Source organism: Labrenzia sp. 011 (genome assembly GCF_003075075.1).
In the GTDB taxonomy this organism is placed as follows: domain Bacteria; phylum Pseudomonadota; class Alphaproteobacteria; order Rhizobiales; family Stappiaceae; genus Roseibium.
Window position 1 is genome coordinate 245,050 of record NZ_QCYM01000001.1, and the last position, 17,038, is coordinate 262,087.

The following is a 17,038-nucleotide window of genomic DNA, read 5'->3' on the forward strand; positions in this document are numbered from 1 at the left end:
AGCGCCGCCGTTTTGCAGTGCAAGAGGGGCGGGCCGACACGGGGTCAATTCGCGGTGGTTTCGTCCGGATCGAAACCCTCGAAAACGATCTGGTCGGCAAGGCGTGCCGCCTTCTCGCGCTGGTCGCGCGTGCGCACCGTCCAGCACATCAGGGGAAGTTTGAACACCGAACGCAGAAGGCTGGGACCGGCCTTGGGCAGGTCATTGATGCCATAGGAGATGAAATCCGGCCGGGTGCGCGGCGCGTGCAGGATATGGCGCAGGATGAAGCGATCCATGCGGCCGTGCAGACCGTAGGTCGGACCGGGCTCTGCTCCGTCCGCCACGATGCCGCGCAGGACGGAGGGATTGTGACCCCGGGCAATGGACAGCATGTCCGGATCGAAGGTCTTGATCGCCGCCGGTCCCCTGTAGGCCGCGACCTGGTCGATGACGTGGCGCACGAACGCCCCCTGGGCATCGCGGCGCAGAAGCGATTTGATCTCGATGACCAGCGGAACCCTGCCGTCGACAAGGTCGAAAAGGTCCTGAAGAAACCACAGACGGTCGTCCCCGGTTTTCATGTGAACCTGCCGGAGATCCGCTGAGGATTGCTCGATGACCTTGCCCGTGCCCTCCGTCAGGCGGTCGAGCGTATAGTCATGGAAGACCAGCGCTTCGCAGTCGGCGGTTTCCTGGACGTCCACCTCGATGGCGAAAACCTTCTCCACAGCCTTGCCGACGGCGGCGGGCGTGTTCTCGATGATGCCGTTCTCGGCGTCGTGATAGCCGCGATGTGCGATCGGGCGTGCGAAAATGGCCTTGAGGTCCGGGGTCATGGATAAGGTCTTGTTCATGAGGGAAGGGACCGGTCCGCGGGACCGGCCGGAAGAAACCTAGTCCGCGATCTCGAAGATGGCCTCGATCTCGACGGCAGCGCCGAAGGGCAGGGAGGCCGCACTGACGGCGGAGCGGGCGTGCCTGCCCCTGTCGCCCATGGCTTCCACCAGAAAATCGGAAGCGCCGTTGATCACCTGCGGCTGTTCGGCGAAATCGGCGGTGGAATTGACGAACCCGACGATCTTGACGAGACGCACGGTCTTTTCAAGGTCGCCAAGGGCCGCCTTCGCCTGTGCCAGGAGATTGATCGCACAGAGCTTTGCCGCCGCCTTGCCTTCGTCGAGGTTGACATCGGCGCCCAGCTTGCCGGTGACCTGGATCTTTCCCTCTTTCATCGGCAATTGGCCGGAGATGAAAAGCTGGTTGCCGCTTTTGACAAATGGAACGTAGTTCGCCGCGGGCGCCGCCGCCGCCGGCAGGGTTATCCCGAGGTCGGAAAGGCGGGCTTCTATGGTGCTCATGAGGGGTCTCCGCGCTGGATTGTCTCGTTGAATTCTGCGGTCAGCAACTCTATGTGAGGCTCTCCGGTGTCTTGGCGTAATTCGTCCGACGTGACAAGGTCAAATTCGGCGGCTTCCCGGCAAGGAAGCTGTGGAGGAGACGGCATGGCCCGGCCGGAAAAACCGCTGTCCGGCGGGTTTGTGTGAGATAAATCCCGCACCTGAAGTTTTTACGGGCAACTGTTTATTCGCTATGGCGAAACGAGCTGTTTGCCCCATAATGCCCGGCACGGGCCCGGGCGGCATGTGCCGCCCGGACGAAAAAGAGGTTTGATTGATGCAGTTCGTTCCCAAGTCCGCGCTCGTGACCTTCCGGGGAGTGCTGCTGGCATTTGCCGCCTCGTCCGCCGCCGGAAGCGGCGTTTTTGCGGGCACGATGGGAGCTGCCGCCGGGCATACGCTGGTGCCCCACCGGGCCATTTACGACATGAAGCTCGGCGATACGGAAGAACAATCCGGCATCGCCGGCCTGAGCGGGCGGATGGTCTATGATTTTACCGGCAGCGCCTGCGAGGGCTACAGCGTCAATTTCCGCTTCGTGACGGAATTCCAGGATGCCAACGGCGGTTCGCAGATCACCGATCTGCAGACAACCTCCTTCGAGGAGCCGAAGGCGGCAAGCTATCAGTTCCTGTCCAAGACCTTTGTCGATCAGGAGCTGGTCGAGTCGACGCGCGGGACGGTGCGCGCCGGGGCGGACGCAAAGTCGGTCGAGCTTACGGAACCGGCGGAAAAGTCGCTTGAAATCGGCAGTGAGGTGCTGTTTCCCACGGAGCATCTTCTCGCCGTTCTGAATGCGGCCGACGAAGGCGTGCATTTCCTGCCCGCGGATATCTATGACGGGGCGGAAACCGGTGAGAAGGTCTATGCCACGACAACGGTGATCGGTGCCAGAACACTCAGCCCGGCCAAGGCGGATTCGGACGGAGCAGAGGCAGCGCTGGCCGGGCTACACTACTGGCCGGTGACTATCGCCTATTTCGATCCCCTTGAGGAAAACGCGACCGGCGAACTGCTTCCCGTTTATCAACTGTCCTTCTGGCTCTACGAGAACGGCATCAGCGGACAGCTGAAACTCGACTACGGGGATTTCACCATCAACGGCCGGATGACGGCTCTGGAACTCTATGACGAGGTGGAGTGCCCCCAGAACTAGGACGGGCGCGTCACGCCTTTTTGGATTTTTCCGCGGCTTTGGCCGCATGGGTCAGGCCGAGTTCGACGGCCGACTTGCCGAATTTGTCCCGCAGCCTGTCCACTGCCAGCTCGGCGTTCTTGCGCCGTTCGGCGGACCGATCGAGAAGATCCTGCGGATCGGCCCGCACCGCGGGTTCGAGATCGCTGACGCCGATGCCGATCAGCCTGAATTTCCGGCCATCCGTTTCGATTTCCAGCAGTGCCTCGCCGGCGGCGTAGATCCTGTCGGCAAGTTGTGTCGGGTCGGCCAGATGCCGTGCGCGCGTCACGGTCTTGAAGTCGGCCGTCTTGAGCTTCAACGTGATACCGCGCCCGCAAAGCTCGGCTTTCTTCAGGCGGGCGGAGACCTTTTCCGCCAGACCGCGCAGGATGGGGCGCAGGGTGTCCAGGCTGGAGATATCGGTCCTGAACGTCGTCTCCGACGAAACGCTCTTCGCGCCCCGGCCGGGCTCGACCGGGCGCGTGTCTTCCCCCCTGGAAAGCCTGGCAAGACGCAGACCGATCGAACCGTAGCGGCGCGCAAGGTCCGCGGCCTCCATGGTCTGCAGTTGGCCGATGGTGCGGATGCCGTCTCTCTCAAGCTTTTGCTGGAAGACCTTGCCGACACCCCAGATACGGCCAACCGGCATCGCCGCGAGCACCGTGCGGGCTTCCGCTGCGCCGATCACCGAGAAACCGCGCGGCTTTTCCATGTCCGAGGCCAGTTTCGCCAGGAACTTGTTCGGGGCCAGCCCGACGGACGTGCTGATGCCGATGTCCCTTTCCACCTCCCGCACGAAACGGGCGAGTGTTTCCGCCGCTGTCGCATGATGCAGGCGTTGCGTTCCCGTGAGGTCGAGAAAGGCCTCGTCGATGGACAGAGGCTCGACCAGGGGCGTCAATGCACGCATGCGTTCGCGGATTTCCTTGCCGACCCGGGCGTATTTCTCCATGTCCGGCCTGATGACCACGGCATCCGGGCAGGCTTCCAGCGCCTTGAACATCGGCATTGCGGAGCGCACGCCATAGATGCGGGCGATGTAACAGCAGGTCGACACGACCCCGCGCTGACCACCGCCGACAATCACCGGCTGGTCGTGCAGTTCCGGATTGTCACGCTTTTCGATGGCCGCGTAAAAGGCGTCGCAGTCGATATGGGCGATCGACAGCGTGTCCAGTTCCGCATGCCTGACAAGCCGCGGACTGCCGCAGGATGGACATCGGGACGAGGACGTCCCGATGCGGATGCCGCAATCCCGGCAAAGGGCTGGATTTTCCGGAACCATGTGGGTCACGACGAGGTCTGCGCGGCAGCTGAGTGCTCCGCTTGTGGCAAGTTACCGGTTCAGGATACCGCCGATGAAGGCCGCAGTCTCCTGCCAATCGCCGGTGACAAGATCAATATGGGCCTCCTGACGCAGGGATCGCCGGAAGCGCGCGTCGGCGACAAACTGGATCTGGGTGGCCGAAGGCAGCGAGGCATGCACCGAACTGTGGTTGGTCGGACTGTCGTCGATGAACACGAAGGGGCCGGGCCGTCCGGCGGCGAGCGCCGCGACCGCGCCGCCCTTCGGGCCGGAATTGGCAAGCACGGGATAGGGGATGCCCATGCCCGCCAGCAGTGTTTCGCGCAGCGGCTTGTTGTGGCCGCCGGGCAGATTGGTCAGCAGAACGATCTCCCAGTCTCTGGCAAGGCCGCGCAGGGCGGCATCGGCGCCAGGCACCATTTCCTGCATGTGACAGGCTTCGTCGAAAAAGTCCCGCAGGTGCCGGCGCACGTCGTCGGCGGAAAGCACAGGCCCGCCGTTGCTTCCGGCGATGTTCCCCGTCAGACGGTATTCGTATTTCACGAAGACGAGGTCGCGTGCCTGCAGATAGGTTTCCAGATGGCTGATGAATTGCAGGATCACCTCGTCGACATCGCAGATGATCAGCGGTCTTTGCGTGCGCTGCAGGGCGCGGATCTGGCTGAGGACCTCGGGCAGAACCGGCGTCGGTTCAGGCATCGTCGTACTGTCCCCCGGAAAGGGTGTAGCGTGCCGCTGCGATCATCGTCGGCCGGACACCGGCATTTTCGCAGAACGCCAGCAGAAGCGACTCGTCCGCCATGTAGAATTCGAGCACTCCCATCAGAAACCCCGGTTCCTCGGCGGCTTCCCGAATCATTTCCGGCCCGATTCCGGAAAAGGCGAGGAAACGTCCGATCTGCTCCGGATCCTGGCTGAGCTGCAGAAGCGCTTCCGTGGCAATCCCTTGCGCTTCTTCAACGGACAATGACTTGGACTGCATATTTTTCATTGTGTTTTTTTGCCTTTCTGAAACGATTCCGGGTTAGAACGAACCTAATGCAGGCCGGGGAAGGGTTCTACCGCGGACAATAAAACGCTGCGGTAACAAATTGGGACCGGCACTCAGCCGGATGAAGGGCCGGAAATATGGCAAAAACCGTGTTGATCGTAGAAGACAACGAGCTGAACATGAAGTTGTTTCATGATCTGCTCGAAGCACACGGTTACAATACCTTGCAGACCCGGACCGGTATCGAGGCTCTTGAACTGGCCCGTGAAAACCGGCCGGACCTGATCCTGATGGACATTCAGTTGCCGGAGGTCTCCGGCCTCGAGGTCACCAAGTGGATCAAGGAAGACGAGAATATTTCGTCAATTCCCGTCATTGCCGTTACCGCCTTCGCCATGAAGGGGGATGAAGAGCGGATCCGCCAGGGTGGATGCGAGGCCTATATTTCCAAACCGATTTCCGTCGCGAAATTTCTGGAGACCGTGCGCGGCTATCTGGGCGAGGCGTGACGCCGGATTACCCGCTACGACGTTTCCGGTGAAGAACTCCCCAAGGTTTCGGCCAATCCGACGGTGTTGCTTGTCCCTTGTTCGCCGGTGAAACAAAGTGTCGAGGCCGCGGAGCCGGACATATTAAGGTTACAAATTTACTAAAAACCATTGCGGCTGTGTATATTTTACGGAAGATGTTGCAATCGGGTTACAATCGAGTAGTGTAACCGCTGGTCGGGGATTTCCTCGATGGTTTGGTGACGGTAGCGTAATGAGCTGTCGTGACGATCCGGAAATTAAAGATACCCCTCGGAGTGCTCAGGTCCGCCGCATCTCCTGGGTCCGTGGGGCAGGTCGGCAGGGAACCGGCCGATGAGTGGCCTCCTCGAATGCCGTGTTCCCGCCGACCACTATTTTCTCCGCAAATCCGATCGAATTGAGTCAGATAGCCCGGCCTCCGGGCCGTCATGCTGGCTGTCCCGATCTCCGCTCGAGCTCCGGCACGTGTCGCGGTTTCGCTCTTCCCGTGGGCGAGGCAACAAAAAACCCGCCGGGAAAGGCGGGTTTCTGCGTAATAGCCGGAAAACCGGATTTACTTGATCTTGGCTTCCTTGAACTCGACGTGCTTCTTGGCAATCGGGTCATATTTCTTCTTGACCATTTTTTCGGTCATCGTGCGGGAGTTCTTCTTGGTGACATAGAAGAAGCCGGTGTCCGCCGTGGAGAGGAGCTTGATTTTGATTGTTGTCGCCTTGGCCATGGCCTTGGATCCTGTTCCTTGTTGTCGGGCATAGGGTTCTTGTGGCCAGATGGCTGGCGATGAAACTGCCCCAATGTCTGAAATCTGCGCGGAAATTACCCATCGCTGCGCGAAAGTCAAGCACTTGCATCGCTTCGGCGTCATTTTGACGGGGGTTACGGTCGCCGGTCCGGTGGAAACGGCAAGCTCAGAGAAACTCCCTCACGAAGCCGCCGTTGCGAAAGAAGTAGTAGGGGACGGGTGTGGCCGGAGACAGGTCCGGATCCGCCTCCAGACGCTCCTCAAGGTCGGCAAGGATACGTGTGGTGATCATCGGCAGTTCCTTGCGGCGCGCCTCGTCCAGCGTGAGCCAGGCGCAGTCCTCCAGTTCTCCTGAAGGGCCCTTGCCGTCCGGCAGCTGACCGGCGATGGCGTCTGCCCACACGCACAGGAAACGCGTATCGAAGCGGCGTGGGCGCTGCGGCGGCGTGATCGCCCGGGCGATCATGCGCATGCCGCCGAGATCGGGCTGAATGCCCCGTTCCGCAAAGGCCTCGAATCCCCGTCCCAGACGCAGGGAGGTGTCCGGACTTTTCCTGCCGATGAAAAGGCCGGCTTCCTCGTAGGTCTCGCGGATGGCTGCCAGGGCCAGGGCGCGCACGCGGGCCGCCGACTTGACGTTCTTCAGATCCGCAGAGAGTTTCGCCTCGACGTCCGGATGATAGGGGCCGACGTTGGCGATCCTGGAATCCGAAGGATCGACGCGCCCGCCGGGAAAAACGAATTTGCCCGGCATGAAGGCATGGCGCATGTGCCGCCGTCCCATGAGGAGCCGCACGCCGCCGTTGTCGCTGCGATCGAGAATGAGTAGCGTCGCGGCGTCGCGTGGCCGGATATAGGGATGATTGCCCGCCTGTTCGTCCTTCGCCAGACGCTGCTCGAATGACCCGCTCATGAAAGCCTTTCGACAGTGGCGGGCGCAGGTGCGGGTACGAACGGCAGGTCGTCTTCGGCATCGGGGTCGAAGCCATGCATGTAGAGCGCCCATTGCAGTCCCACCAGCGCGCCCTTGATCGGACGCATGAGGGAGAGGGCCAGCAGGATCGTCAGCGGCACCCACAGGCTCATGTGGATCCACAGGGCGGGATGCCAGAGAACCTCCACCGCCAGAAGCGCCGGGATGATGATGTGGCCGACGATGGTGATGGTGAAATAGGGCGGGGCGTCGTCAGCGCGGTGATGGTGGAATTCCTGACCGCAGCTGGAACAGGCATGATTGGTCGCCAGGAATCCGTCAAAAACCTTGCCGTTGCCGCAGTTCATGCATTTGTTGGCCGCGCCGCGCAGCATGGCGGTCAGCACCGGACGATGCGGCTTGGCCTGTGCCGGAGCGGCAGCATCCTGGTTTCCATGTGTCTCATAACGAACCGTCACGAAGACCTCCTTCGGTTCTTTTTGGCTGGCGAGGTCTTCGTCCGGCCGCCTTTCGGCGGTCCGCGCCGGGCTTTTGGGGCTGCTTTCCGGATTTGTTTGCCGTCGATGCGACCGTGGCTGACCATTTCGAATGTCAGCGATCCGGCAAACGGCGCGGCATCAACGAGCCTGACCTCTACCTGATCTCCAAGTTGGTAGGTCTCGCCGGTTTTGTCACCTATCAGCGCGTGCGACCCTTCGTCATAGCGGTAATAGTCGGCCCCGATCGTCGAGGCAGGCACGAAGCCGTCCGCGCCGGTGTCCTGCAGGCGCACGAACAGCCCGGATTTCACCACTCCGGCGACCCGGCCCTGGAAGGTGGCCCCTATCTGATCGCTCATCCACAAGGCGATCAGACGGTCGATCGTGTCCCGCTCGGCCAGCATGGCGCGACGTTCGGCCGCGGAGATTTCGGCGCCGATCACATCGAGTTTGCTTTCGATGCCGTCCGGCAACCCGTCATTCCCCAGGCCGAGGGCGGTAATCAGGCCGCGATGGACCAGAAGGTCGGCATAGCGTCGGATCGGTGAGGTGAAATGCGCGTAGCGGCGCAGGTTCAGTCCGAAATGGCCGATGTTCTGGGGCGCGTATTCCGCCTGGGCCTGACTGCGCAGCACCACCTCGTTGACAAGATGTGCATGTGGCGTGTCCTTCACCCGGGACAGGATGCTGTTGAAGGCGGAGGGACGCAGGCCGCCGGAGGAGGGCAGCTTCATGTTCAGCGTCGAGAGAAATTCCTTGAGCGCTTCCAGTTTCTCGGGCGTGGAGGCGTCGTGAACCCGGTAGAGCAGGGCGGTCTTCTGCTTCTCCAGTGTCTCCGCGGCCGAAACATTGGCCTGGATCATGAACTCCTCGATCAGCTTGTGCGCGTCCATGCGTTCGGGCACGAAGACGTGATCGACGGTGCCGTCCTCTTTCAGCTTGATCTTTCGTTCAGGCAGGTCGAGATCCAGCGGTTCGCGATCCTGCCGGCCCTTCTTCAGCACCTCATACGCCGCCCACAGCGGCTTCAGGACACCTTCCAGAAGGGTTTCGGTCTTTTCGTCGGGAACGCCGTCAATGGCCTTTTGCGCCTGCAGATAGGACAGCCTGGCGGCGGAGCGCATCAGCACGCGGTGGAAACTGTGGCTGATCTTCCGGCCGGTCTTGTCGAAGACCATCCGAACACCGATCGCCGGTCGGTCTTCCTTTTCCCTGAGAGAGCACAGCTGGTTGGAGATCCGCTCCGGCAGCATGGGGATCACCCGGTCTGGGAAATAGACCGAATTGCCGCGCAGGCTGGCTTCCCGGTCCATGGGCGAGCCCGGCGTCACGTAGCAGGCGACATCGGCGATGGCGACATAGACAATATGGCCGCCTTCGTTCTCCCCGGATGTATCCGGCTCCGCAAAGACGGCGTCGTCGTGGTCCTTCGCATCCGGCGGATCGATGGTGACAAGCGGGATCTTTCTCCAGTCTTCGCGCTTGCCGAGCTTTTCGATCGGCCTGGCCGCCTCGGCCTGGGCCTCGACGCTGGCGGGAAAGACATGGGGGATGCCATGGGACTGCAGGGCGATTTCGGAGATCGCCTTTTCCGATTTCATGGCGCCGAAGCGCTCGACAATCGAGGCCACAGGATGGCCGTAGCGGCCGGAGCGCGTCACCTGAACAGCGACCAGGTCGCCGTCGTCCGCTTCCTTCAGGTCGCCCGGATCGATATCCAGTTCACGCTGCTTGCGGTCGATGGGCTCCAGGTAGGGCGGACGGTCTCCGTCCCGTTTCCGCAGAATGCCGAGGATCGCTCCCTGGCGTTTTTCCAGCACCTTGATGACCCGCGCGGCGTATTCGGCTTCCCCGCCGGTCTCCGCTTCGGTCAGGCGGATCAGCGCCCGGTCGCCCACGCCCGGCTGCGTCGCCTTGGTCTTGCCGGTCAGGATGAGGATCTTCGGCGGATCGCCGGCCTCAGCGTCCCAGTCCGCAGGAACGCCGAGCAGTTCACCGTCCCGGTCCCGGGCAACAATATTGGCCACGAACACCGGCGGCATGTCGCCGGGCCGGATCATGCGCTTGTTGCGTTTCTCAAGCAGTCCCTCTTCGGACAGATCCTTGAGCATTTTCTTGAGGTGAATGCGGGCGCCGCCGATGATACCGAAATGCCGGGCGATCTCCCGCTTGCCCGCGCGCCCCGGATTGTCCGCGACGAACGCCAGAATATCCTCGCGGGAGGGCATCTCGCCGGGCACCTTGGCGTGTTTGCGGCCTGTGTGTTTGCGTGTGTTGATCCGTTTTGGGCTCAAGACGCATCATCCCAGGGGACTTCGGTGGAGGAGTCGTCGACGGCTGTCTTGGCCGTCTTTTTGGTCGCGGTCTTCTTGGCAGCGGGTTTCTTCGCCGCGGTTTTTTTCGCAGCCGGTTTCTTGGCAGCGGCTTTCTTGGCTGCCGGCTTCTTCGCCGCGGTCTTGCCCTTGCCGCCCTTGGCCGCCTTGGCGGCGATCAGTTCCAGCGCCTGTTCCAGCGTCACCGCCTTCGGATCGCTGTCCTTGGGCAGGGTCGCGTTGATCTTGCCGTGTTTGACATAGGGACCGTACCGTCCGTCATAGACGTTGATCGGGCCGCCGTCCGGGTGTTCGCCAAGTTCCTTCAGCGGCGTTGCCGCCGACCGGCCTCCGGTCTTGGCGCGTTTTTCTGCCAGGGCATCCACAGCGCGGTTGATGCCGACGGAGAAGACCTCATCGACCGAGGAGAGATTGGCATAGGTGCCCTCGTGCAGCACGAAGGGACCGTAGCGACCGATGCCGGCGCTGATCATCTTGCCGTCTTCGGGATGCGGGCCGACCTCGCGAGGCAGCGAAAGAAGCTGCAGCGCCTTGTCCAGATCCATATCCGGCGCGGACCAGCCGCGCGGCAGGGAGGCGCGTTTCGGCTTGGCTTCCTCGCCCAGTTGCACATAAGGGCCGAAGCGGCCGGTGCGCAGGGAGACGTCGAGCCCGGTCGCCGGATCCTGTCCGAGCACCTTCGGGCCTTCATCACCTTCTCCGTCTTCGCCGTTCGGCTTGCCGAGCTGGCGCGTGTAGCTGCATTCCGGATAATTGGAACAGCCGATGAAGGCGCCCCAGCGGCTGACCTTCAGGGACAGCTGCCCGCTGTCGCAGCTCGGGCATTTGCGCGGATCGGAACCGTCCTCCTTGGCGGGGAAGATATGCGGGCCGAGCAGTTCGTTCAGGGAGTCGATGACCTGGGAAACGCGCAGGTCCTTGATGTCGTCGACGGCGCCCGAAAATCCCTTCCAGAAGTCGCGCAGGACCTCCACCCAGGACAATTCACCGGCGGAAATCTTGTCGAGCTGTTCTTCAAGGCTCGCCGTGAAGTCGAATTCCACATAGCGGTGAAAGAAGCTTTCCAGGAAGGCGGTGACGATCCGTCCCTTGTCCATCGGAACGAGCTGCTTCTTTTCCAGTTCGACATAGTCCCGGTCGCGCAGGGTCTGCAGCGTGGAGGCATAGGTGGAAGGCCGGCCGATGCCGAGTTCTTCCATCTTCTTCACCAGGCTGGCCTCCGTGTAGCGCGGCGGCGGTGTGGTGAAATGCTGGGCCGCCTCGATCGCCTTCGTCGTGCCGTCGACGGAGGCAGCTGTCAGCGCGGCGCCTTCGTCCACCGCCGGCAGACGCTTGGATCCTTCGTCCTCGTCGTCGTCACGCCCTTCCTGATAGAGCGCCAGAAAACCGTCGAAGCGGATGACCGAGCCAGTTGCGCGCAGGTTGGCGCGTTTGCCGGAACCGTCGGCCAGAATCTCGATGGTCGTGCGTTCCAGAATGGCGGATTCCATCTGTGACGCCATGGTGCGCTTCCAGATCAGTTCGTAAAGCTTTGCCTGATCTGGATCGAGGAAACGGGCCACATCCTTGGGGCGGCGGGACAGGTCGGTCGGACGGATCGCCTCGTGCGCTTCCTGGGCGTTTTTCGCCTTGGTGGAATAGATGCGCGGCTTTTCGGGAACGTATTTTTCACCGAAGTCCTGACCGATGACGGCCCGGGCGGCGTCCACGGCCTCGCCGGCGATCTGCACCCCGTCGGTTCGCATATAGGTGATGAGACCGGATGTCTCCCCGCCGATGGACACGCCTTCATAGAGTTTCTGCGCCACCTGCATGGCACGCGAGGCGGCAAAGCCGAGCTTGCGGGAGGCTTCCTGCTGAAGGGTGGAAGTGGTGAACGGGGCGGCAGGATTGCGCCTGGCGGGTTTGGAGGCCACGCTGTCGACCTTGAAGCTGGCGCTTTCCAGCATGGTCCGGATCGCGGTGGCGTCCGTCTCGTTTGAGATGTCGAGCCGGCCAAGCTTCTTGCCGTCAAAGCCGGTGACACCGGCCTGGAACATGTCGCCGGACGGGGTCTTCATGTTGGCGAGGATCGACCAGTATTCCTGCGGGCGGAACACCTCGATCTCCATTTCCCGGTCGCAGATCAGCCGCAGGGCGACCGACTGCACACGGCCGGCCGAGCGGGCACCGGGCAGCTTGCGCCAAAGCACCGGCGAAAGGGTGAAGCCCACCAGATAATCGAGTGCGCGGCGCGCCAGATAGGCATCGACCAGCGGCACATCGAGCTCGCGCGGGTTGGCCATGGCCTCCAGGATCGACTTCTTGGTAATCGCGTTGAAGACCACGCGCTCAATCTGCTTGCCCTTCAGGACCCGCTTTTTCTGCAGGACTTCCAGAACGTGCCACGATATCGCTTCCCCTTCGCGGTCGGGGTCGGTCGCGAGAATGAGGCGATCGGCATCCTTGACGGCGTTGGCAATCTCCGTAAGTCGTTTCTGCGACTTGCTGTCGACCTGCCAGCTCATGGCAAAGTCTTCGTCCGGCTTTACGGACCCGTCCTTGGGCGGCAGATCGCGCACGTGGCCGTAGGAAGCCAGAACCGTGTAATCGGATCCGAGATATTTGTTGATCGTCTTGGCTTTCGCCGGCGATTCCACGATGACGACGTTCATTATTACCCGAATTATTTTTGCCGGAAACGGGACGTCCGCCCGGTGGAGAACATTATATTTATGGCGAGACGATCACGGATCGCACGCCGTGTGTCAAATGGACCTTTGCACCTTCCCGGTCAACCCATCCGCCCCGGATAGGGGTTATCCACTGAGTTTCAAGACAATTAGGGCGCTCACAGAAGGGCGGAGATTTTGTTGCCGCGATGGCGTTCTATCCTGCCTGCAAGCTCCAGTTCCAGCAAAATCACGTTGATTGAACGGGTGTCCGCATCAAGGAAACGGATGAGTTCATCAAGGTCTACCGGTGCCGGCCCCAGGGCCGACAGCACGTTCTGCCGAAATGTCTCGTCGGGGTCCGGCGGGGGCGCCGGTGCGTTCCGGTCCTCCTCCAGAAGACGCTGCTGGAGAGGACGTACGGAGTTCAGGCGTCCGGAAAGACCTTCCAGAACGTCTCTGGCGGAGGTGGCCAGGGTTGCGCCCTGGCGAATCAGGCCGTTGGCCCCTTCCGAACGCGGATCGAGCGGAGACCCCGGGACGGCAAATATCTCCCGGTTCTGCTCAAGGGCGTAGCGGGCTGTATGAAGGGATCCGGAGGCCTTGGCCGCCTCGATGACGACGACCCCCAGGGACACGCCGGATATCAGTCTGTTGCGTCTGGGAAAGTCCCGTCCGCGCGGTTTCCATCCAAGCGGCATTTCGCTGATCACCGCGCCGCCCCTGTCGAGGATCGCCGCCTGCAGCCGGTCGTGCTCTGGCGGGTAAAGGATGTCGATGCCACCGGCGAAAACGGCCACGGTTCCGGTCGTCAGTGCGGCCTCATGCGCCGCCCCGTCGATACCTCTGGCCAGTCCGGACACGATCACGAAACCCTGTTCGCCGAGATCGCGCGCGAATTGCGCCGCCAGCTTTCTCCCCGAAAGGGAGGCGTTGCGGGCGCCCACGATGCCGAGCATTCCCGGGTTCGCCAGGATCGGGCCGCCGCGCACCGAAATCATCGGGGGAGGGCCGTCGATATGCCGCAGATGCGGCGGGTAGCCGGCTTCGCCGAAGGCGACGAGCTCCGCGCCCCGCTGCCGGTGCGCATCCAGTTCCGCTTCCGCGTCGTCCACTGAACACAGCCGGTAGCTTTTCTTGCCGCCGCGCTTCGAAAGTTCCGGCAGCAGCTCCAGCGCCCGCTCGGCCGAGCCGGCATGGTCGAGAAGGTCGAAGAATGTCGCCGGGCCGATATTCTCGGACCGTATCAGGCGCAGCCAGGAGAGGCGCTGGGCGTCGGAGAGGCGCCGCGTATCATACGGAGCCGGCTTGTTCACTTGCCTCGCGCATCCGGCGCGGATGCGTCCTCCGGAGTGGATCTGGAACCGATCCTGCTTTCCCGGCCGCGCAGGAGACGGCCGATATTCTCATGATGCTTTGCCCACAGAAGGACACCCAGAAGCACGAACATTTCCGCCATCTGGAACTGGTGGAAGGCAAAATAGAGCAGGACGGGTGTCGCAAGGCTCGCCGTCAGGGCGGAGAGAGAGGAATAGCGGAAGAGAAAGGCCATCGAGATCCAGATCGCGGCCGCAAGCAGGAACATGGGCCAGTAGAGGCCGAGCAGGACACCCAGATAGGTCGCGAATCCCTTGCCACCCCGGAATTTCAGCCAGACCGGAAACAGATGGCCGAGAAAGGCGCCAAGACCGGCGATCAGGGCCATTTCCTGGCCGTACATTTGCCCTACGATCACAACCGCGACGGTCCCCTTCAGGGCATCGCCCACAAGTGTCGCCGCGGCCAGGGATTTGCGCCCCGTGCGCAAGACATTGGTCGTGCCGATATTGCCCGAGCCGATCTTGCGGATGTCGCCGAGGCCGGCCATGCGGGTGAAGATCAGCCCGAACGGAATGGACCCGAGCAGGTAGCCGAAGGCGAGAGCTGCGAGATAATATGGCCAGGCGAAGGCCCAGCTGATCGGATCAGGCACGCAGTTTCCCCCCGTGAATGCGTATCGTCTCGACGCCGTGCAAAGGCACGGCAACGGCACCCATGCCGTGTGCACCTGGTGCCTGAGGCAATGTAACGCCATGAAATGTCGGATCAAGTCCGGCAATGAGGAAACCGGTGTGCGGCGGGTGCTCAGGCGTGGTCATAGACCGTTTTGCCTGCCACGACCGTGCGGAGTACGCGCCCCGAAAAGCGGGCATCCACAAAGGGAGAGTTCTTGGAGCGGGACCGGATCGCGCTTTTTTCCAGCACCCAGGGCCGCTCCGGATCGAAGACGGTGATATCCGCCGGGGCCCCCTTGGCAAGGCGCCCGGTTTCCAGACCCAGCCTGTCGGCGGGACGGCTGGTCATGGCGCCGAGCAGGGTGACCAGATCGACATCGCCGGAATGGTGGAGCCGGAGCGCGGCGGCCAGCAGGGTTTCCAGACCGATCGCCCCGTCTTCGGCTTCCGCCCAGGGATGGCGCTTGGTCTCCACATCCTGCGGATCGTGGTTGGAGCAGATGATGTCGATGGTTCCGTCGGCCACGGCCGCGGCCATCGCCAGCCGGTCGTCCTCGTCGCGCAGGGGCGGCGACATCTTGAAGAAGGTGCGATATGCGCCGATGTCGTTCTCGTTGTGGGTCAGATGATTGATCGAGACCCCGGCGGTGATGTCGAGACCCCGGCTTTTGCCGGTCCGGATGACGTCGGCGCTGTCCGAGGTGGACACCAGATTTGCGTGGTATTTGCCTCCGGACATGCCGACAAGGCGCAGGTCGCGTTCCAGCATGATGATTTCGGCTTCGCGCGAGACGCCGGAAAGACCTTTCCAGCTCGCGTTGAGGCCGGCGTTCATCACTCCGCCGGCAAGATCGGGATCCTCGGTGTGATGTATGACCAGAGCATCGAAGTCGCGGGCGTAGGTCATCATGCGGCGCATCACCTGCGCATTCTTGACCGACTTGTGGCCGTTGGTGAAGGCAATTGCCCCCGCTTCCTGCAGAAGGCCGATCTCGGCCATTTCCTCGCCTCTCAGGCCCTTGGTGAGGGCCGCCAAGGGCAGGACGTTGACGCTGGCCGTGTCGCGTGCCCGGCGCAGGATGAAGTCCACAAGTGCGGGATCGTCGATCACCGGATCCGTATCCGGCATGATGCAGATGGTTGTGACGCCGCCTGCGGCCGCGGCCTGGGAGGCGCTCGCCAGGGTTTCCCGGTGTTCCGCGCCCGGTTCTCCGACCGAGACGCACATGTCGATCAGGCCCGGACAGGCGACGGCGCCCTTGCAGTCGATGATGTCCGCCCCGTAGGGAGCGCCCTGGTTGGCGGCTTCCGGCCCGGCGGCCAGGATGGTGCGGTCGGCAACGATGATGGAGCCGGGCGCGTCCAGCCCGCGCGCCGGGTCGATGACCCTGGCGTTGGACAGAACCAGAGGTTTGGGTGTGTCGTAAGCCACGGAAAAAGTCCTCTAGTTGTTCGGCAGGTTGGCGGCAAGCGCCTCCAGCACGGCCATGCGCACCGCCACGCCCATTTCCACCTGTTCGCGGATGAGGCTCTGTGGACCGTCCGCGATGGATGCGTCGATCTCCACACCGCGGTTCATGGGGCCGGGATGCATCACCAGCGCATCGTCCTTCGCATAGGCGAGTTTTTCCGCGTCGAGACCGTAGTAGCGGTAATATTCACGCACCGACGGCACGAAGGCACCGTTCATGCGTTCGCGCTGCAGGCGCAGCATCATGACGATGTCCGCGCCCTCAAGGCCGTCGCGCATGGAATTGAAGACTTCCACGCCCATCTTTGCGATACCGGAAGGCAGCAGGGTGGACGGAGCCACGACACGCACCCGCGCTCCGAGCGCGTTTAGAAGAATGATGTTGGAACGCGCCACCCTGGAATGGGCAATGTCGCCGCAGATCGCCACGGTCAGACGGGCGATCTTGCCCTTGTGGCGGCGGATGGTCAGGGCGTCGAGCAGGGCCTGGGTGGGATGTTCATGCGGCCCGTCGCCGGCATTGACCACCGAGCAGCCGACCTTGCGGGCAAGCAGGTGCACCGCGCCTGCCGCATGATGGCGGACCACCAGCAGGTCGGGATGCATGGCGTTCAGGGTCGCCGCCGTGTCGATCAGCGTTTCGCCCTTTTTGACCGAGGACTGCGACACGGCCATGTTCATCACATCCGCGCCCAGCCGTTTTCCGGCCAGTTCGAAGGAGCTTTGGGTGCGGGTGGAGTTCTCGAAGAAGAGATTGATCTGGGTGCGCCCCTGCAGGACAAGCCTGCGCTTGTGAATCTGGCGGGAAACCTCGACGGCTTCTTCCGCACGGTCCAGAAGGCCCAGAATTTCGTGGGGGTGAAGACCCTCTATGCCCAGCAGGTGACGATGGGGATAAGGGTTGTCTCGATGGGTGTCTTTCGCGGTCATCGAGGTCATGCCTATAGGGGGAATCGCCTCCGTGCACAAGACACGAATTTTCCGCGCGGCCCCGCGCTGCACGGCTGTCCACACGCTTGCTGAATATTTGAACGGATGGACAAAAAATAGG

At 62.4% G+C, this 17,038-nt stretch carries 16 protein-coding genes; 2 read left to right on the top strand and 14 right to left on the bottom strand.

Annotation, left to right across the window (positions count from 1 at the left end; genetic code table 11):
* Nucleotides 1-44: 44 nt before the first annotated feature.
* Both DCO57_RS01135 and DCO57_RS01140 read right to left on the bottom strand, forming a co-directional pair.
* The gene (locus DCO57_RS01135; RefSeq protein WP_208977721.1) at nt 45-836 is read right to left on the bottom strand and encodes a glycerophosphodiester phosphodiesterase family protein; all 792 of its coding nucleotides are present in this window, start codon (nt 834-836) and stop codon (nt 45-47) included.
* A 39-nt stretch (nt 837-875) separates the two neighbouring features.
* Nucleotides 876-1,340: a RidA family protein gene (locus DCO57_RS01140; protein ID WP_116697013.1), complete on the bottom strand. Its 465-nt coding sequence runs from the start codon at nt 1,338-1,340 to the stop codon at nt 876-878.
* A gap of 316 nt (nt 1,341-1,656) precedes the next feature.
* Here DCO57_RS01140 and DCO57_RS01145 point away from each other — a divergent pair, with 316 nt between their 5' ends.
* The gene (locus DCO57_RS01145) at nt 1,657-2,535 is read left to right on the top strand and encodes a cell envelope integrity EipB family protein (RefSeq protein ID WP_208977722.1); all 879 of its coding nucleotides are present in this window, start codon (nt 1,657-1,659) and stop codon (nt 2,533-2,535) included.
* A gap of 10 nt (nt 2,536-2,545) precedes the next feature.
* Here DCO57_RS01145 and DCO57_RS01150 read toward each other — a convergent pair whose 3' ends face one another.
* From DCO57_RS01150 to DCO57_RS01160, 3 genes are read right to left on the bottom strand one after another with little or no spacing between them, the layout of a single operon-like run.
* Nucleotides 2,546-3,841, bottom strand: a complete 1,296-nt coding sequence (locus DCO57_RS01150; protein ID WP_116697014.1) for a DNA polymerase IV — start codon at nt 3,839-3,841, stop codon at nt 2,546-2,548.
* A 51-nt stretch (nt 3,842-3,892) separates the two neighbouring features.
* A complete protein-coding gene (locus DCO57_RS01155) occupies nt 3,893-4,561 on the bottom strand; it encodes a hypothetical protein (protein ID WP_116697015.1) in 669 nt (222 codons plus the stop codon).
* Entirely contained in the window at nt 4,554-4,853 is a 300-nt protein-coding gene (locus tag DCO57_RS01160) for a DUF3572 domain-containing protein (protein WP_116697016.1), read from the bottom strand. Before DCO57_RS01160 ends, DCO57_RS01155 begins: the two co-directional genes overlap by 8 nt.
* A 137-nt stretch (nt 4,854-4,990) precedes the next feature.
* Between DCO57_RS01160 and DCO57_RS01165 the strand changes: the two genes are divergently transcribed.
* A complete protein-coding gene (locus tag DCO57_RS01165) occupies nt 4,991-5,362 on the top strand; it encodes a response regulator (protein ID WP_116697017.1) in 372 nt (123 codons plus the stop codon).
* 574 nt (nt 5,363-5,936) lie between these two features.
* On the opposite strand, the gene rpmG is transcribed toward DCO57_RS01165, so the two are convergent.
* From rpmG to DCO57_RS01210, 9 genes are all read right to left on the bottom strand, one after another.
* Nucleotides 5,937-6,104, bottom strand: a complete 168-nt coding sequence (gene rpmG, locus DCO57_RS01170; protein ID WP_094070346.1) for a 50S ribosomal protein L33 — start codon at nt 6,102-6,104, stop codon at nt 5,937-5,939.
* A 187-nt stretch (nt 6,105-6,291) separates the two neighbouring features.
* Nucleotides 6,292-7,038: an NUDIX hydrolase gene (locus tag DCO57_RS01175; RefSeq protein WP_116697018.1), complete on the bottom strand. Its 747-nt coding sequence runs from the start codon at nt 7,036-7,038 to the stop codon at nt 6,292-6,294.
* Nucleotides 7,035-7,433: a DUF983 domain-containing protein gene (locus tag DCO57_RS01180; RefSeq protein WP_116697322.1), complete on the bottom strand. Its 399-nt coding sequence runs from the start codon at nt 7,431-7,433 to the stop codon at nt 7,035-7,037. Before DCO57_RS01180 ends, DCO57_RS01175 begins: the two co-directional genes overlap by 4 nt.
* 80 nt (nt 7,434-7,513) lie before the next feature.
* Nucleotides 7,514-9,766, bottom strand: a complete 2,253-nt coding sequence (gene rnr, locus DCO57_RS01185) for a ribonuclease R (RefSeq protein WP_116697019.1) — start codon at nt 9,764-9,766, stop codon at nt 7,514-7,516.
* A 62-nt stretch (nt 9,767-9,828) separates the two neighbouring features.
* Nucleotides 9,829-12,525: a type I DNA topoisomerase gene (topA, locus tag DCO57_RS01190; RefSeq protein ID WP_116697020.1), complete on the bottom strand. Its 2,697-nt coding sequence runs from the start codon at nt 12,523-12,525 to the stop codon at nt 9,829-9,831.
* A 176-nt stretch (nt 12,526-12,701) separates the two neighbouring features.
* Nucleotides 12,702-13,838, bottom strand: a complete 1,137-nt coding sequence (dprA, locus tag DCO57_RS01195) for a DNA-processing protein DprA (RefSeq protein WP_116697021.1) — start codon at nt 13,836-13,838, stop codon at nt 12,702-12,704.
* Complete coding sequence (gene plsY / locus DCO57_RS01200; protein ID WP_116697022.1) at nt 13,835-14,494, bottom strand: glycerol-3-phosphate 1-O-acyltransferase PlsY; 660 nt, start codon at nt 14,492-14,494, stop codon at nt 13,835-13,837. The genes dprA and plsY overlap by 4 nt, the downstream gene beginning before the upstream one ends.
* 152 nt (nt 14,495-14,646) lie before the next feature.
* Nucleotides 14,647-15,948: a dihydroorotase gene (locus tag DCO57_RS01205; protein ID WP_116697023.1), complete on the bottom strand. Its 1,302-nt coding sequence runs from the start codon at nt 15,946-15,948 to the stop codon at nt 14,647-14,649.
* A 12-nt stretch (nt 15,949-15,960) separates the two neighbouring features.
* A complete protein-coding gene (locus DCO57_RS01210; RefSeq protein WP_205756050.1) occupies nt 15,961-16,926 on the bottom strand; it encodes an aspartate carbamoyltransferase catalytic subunit in 966 nt (321 codons plus the stop codon).
* Nucleotides 16,927-17,038 lie beyond the last annotated feature (112 nt).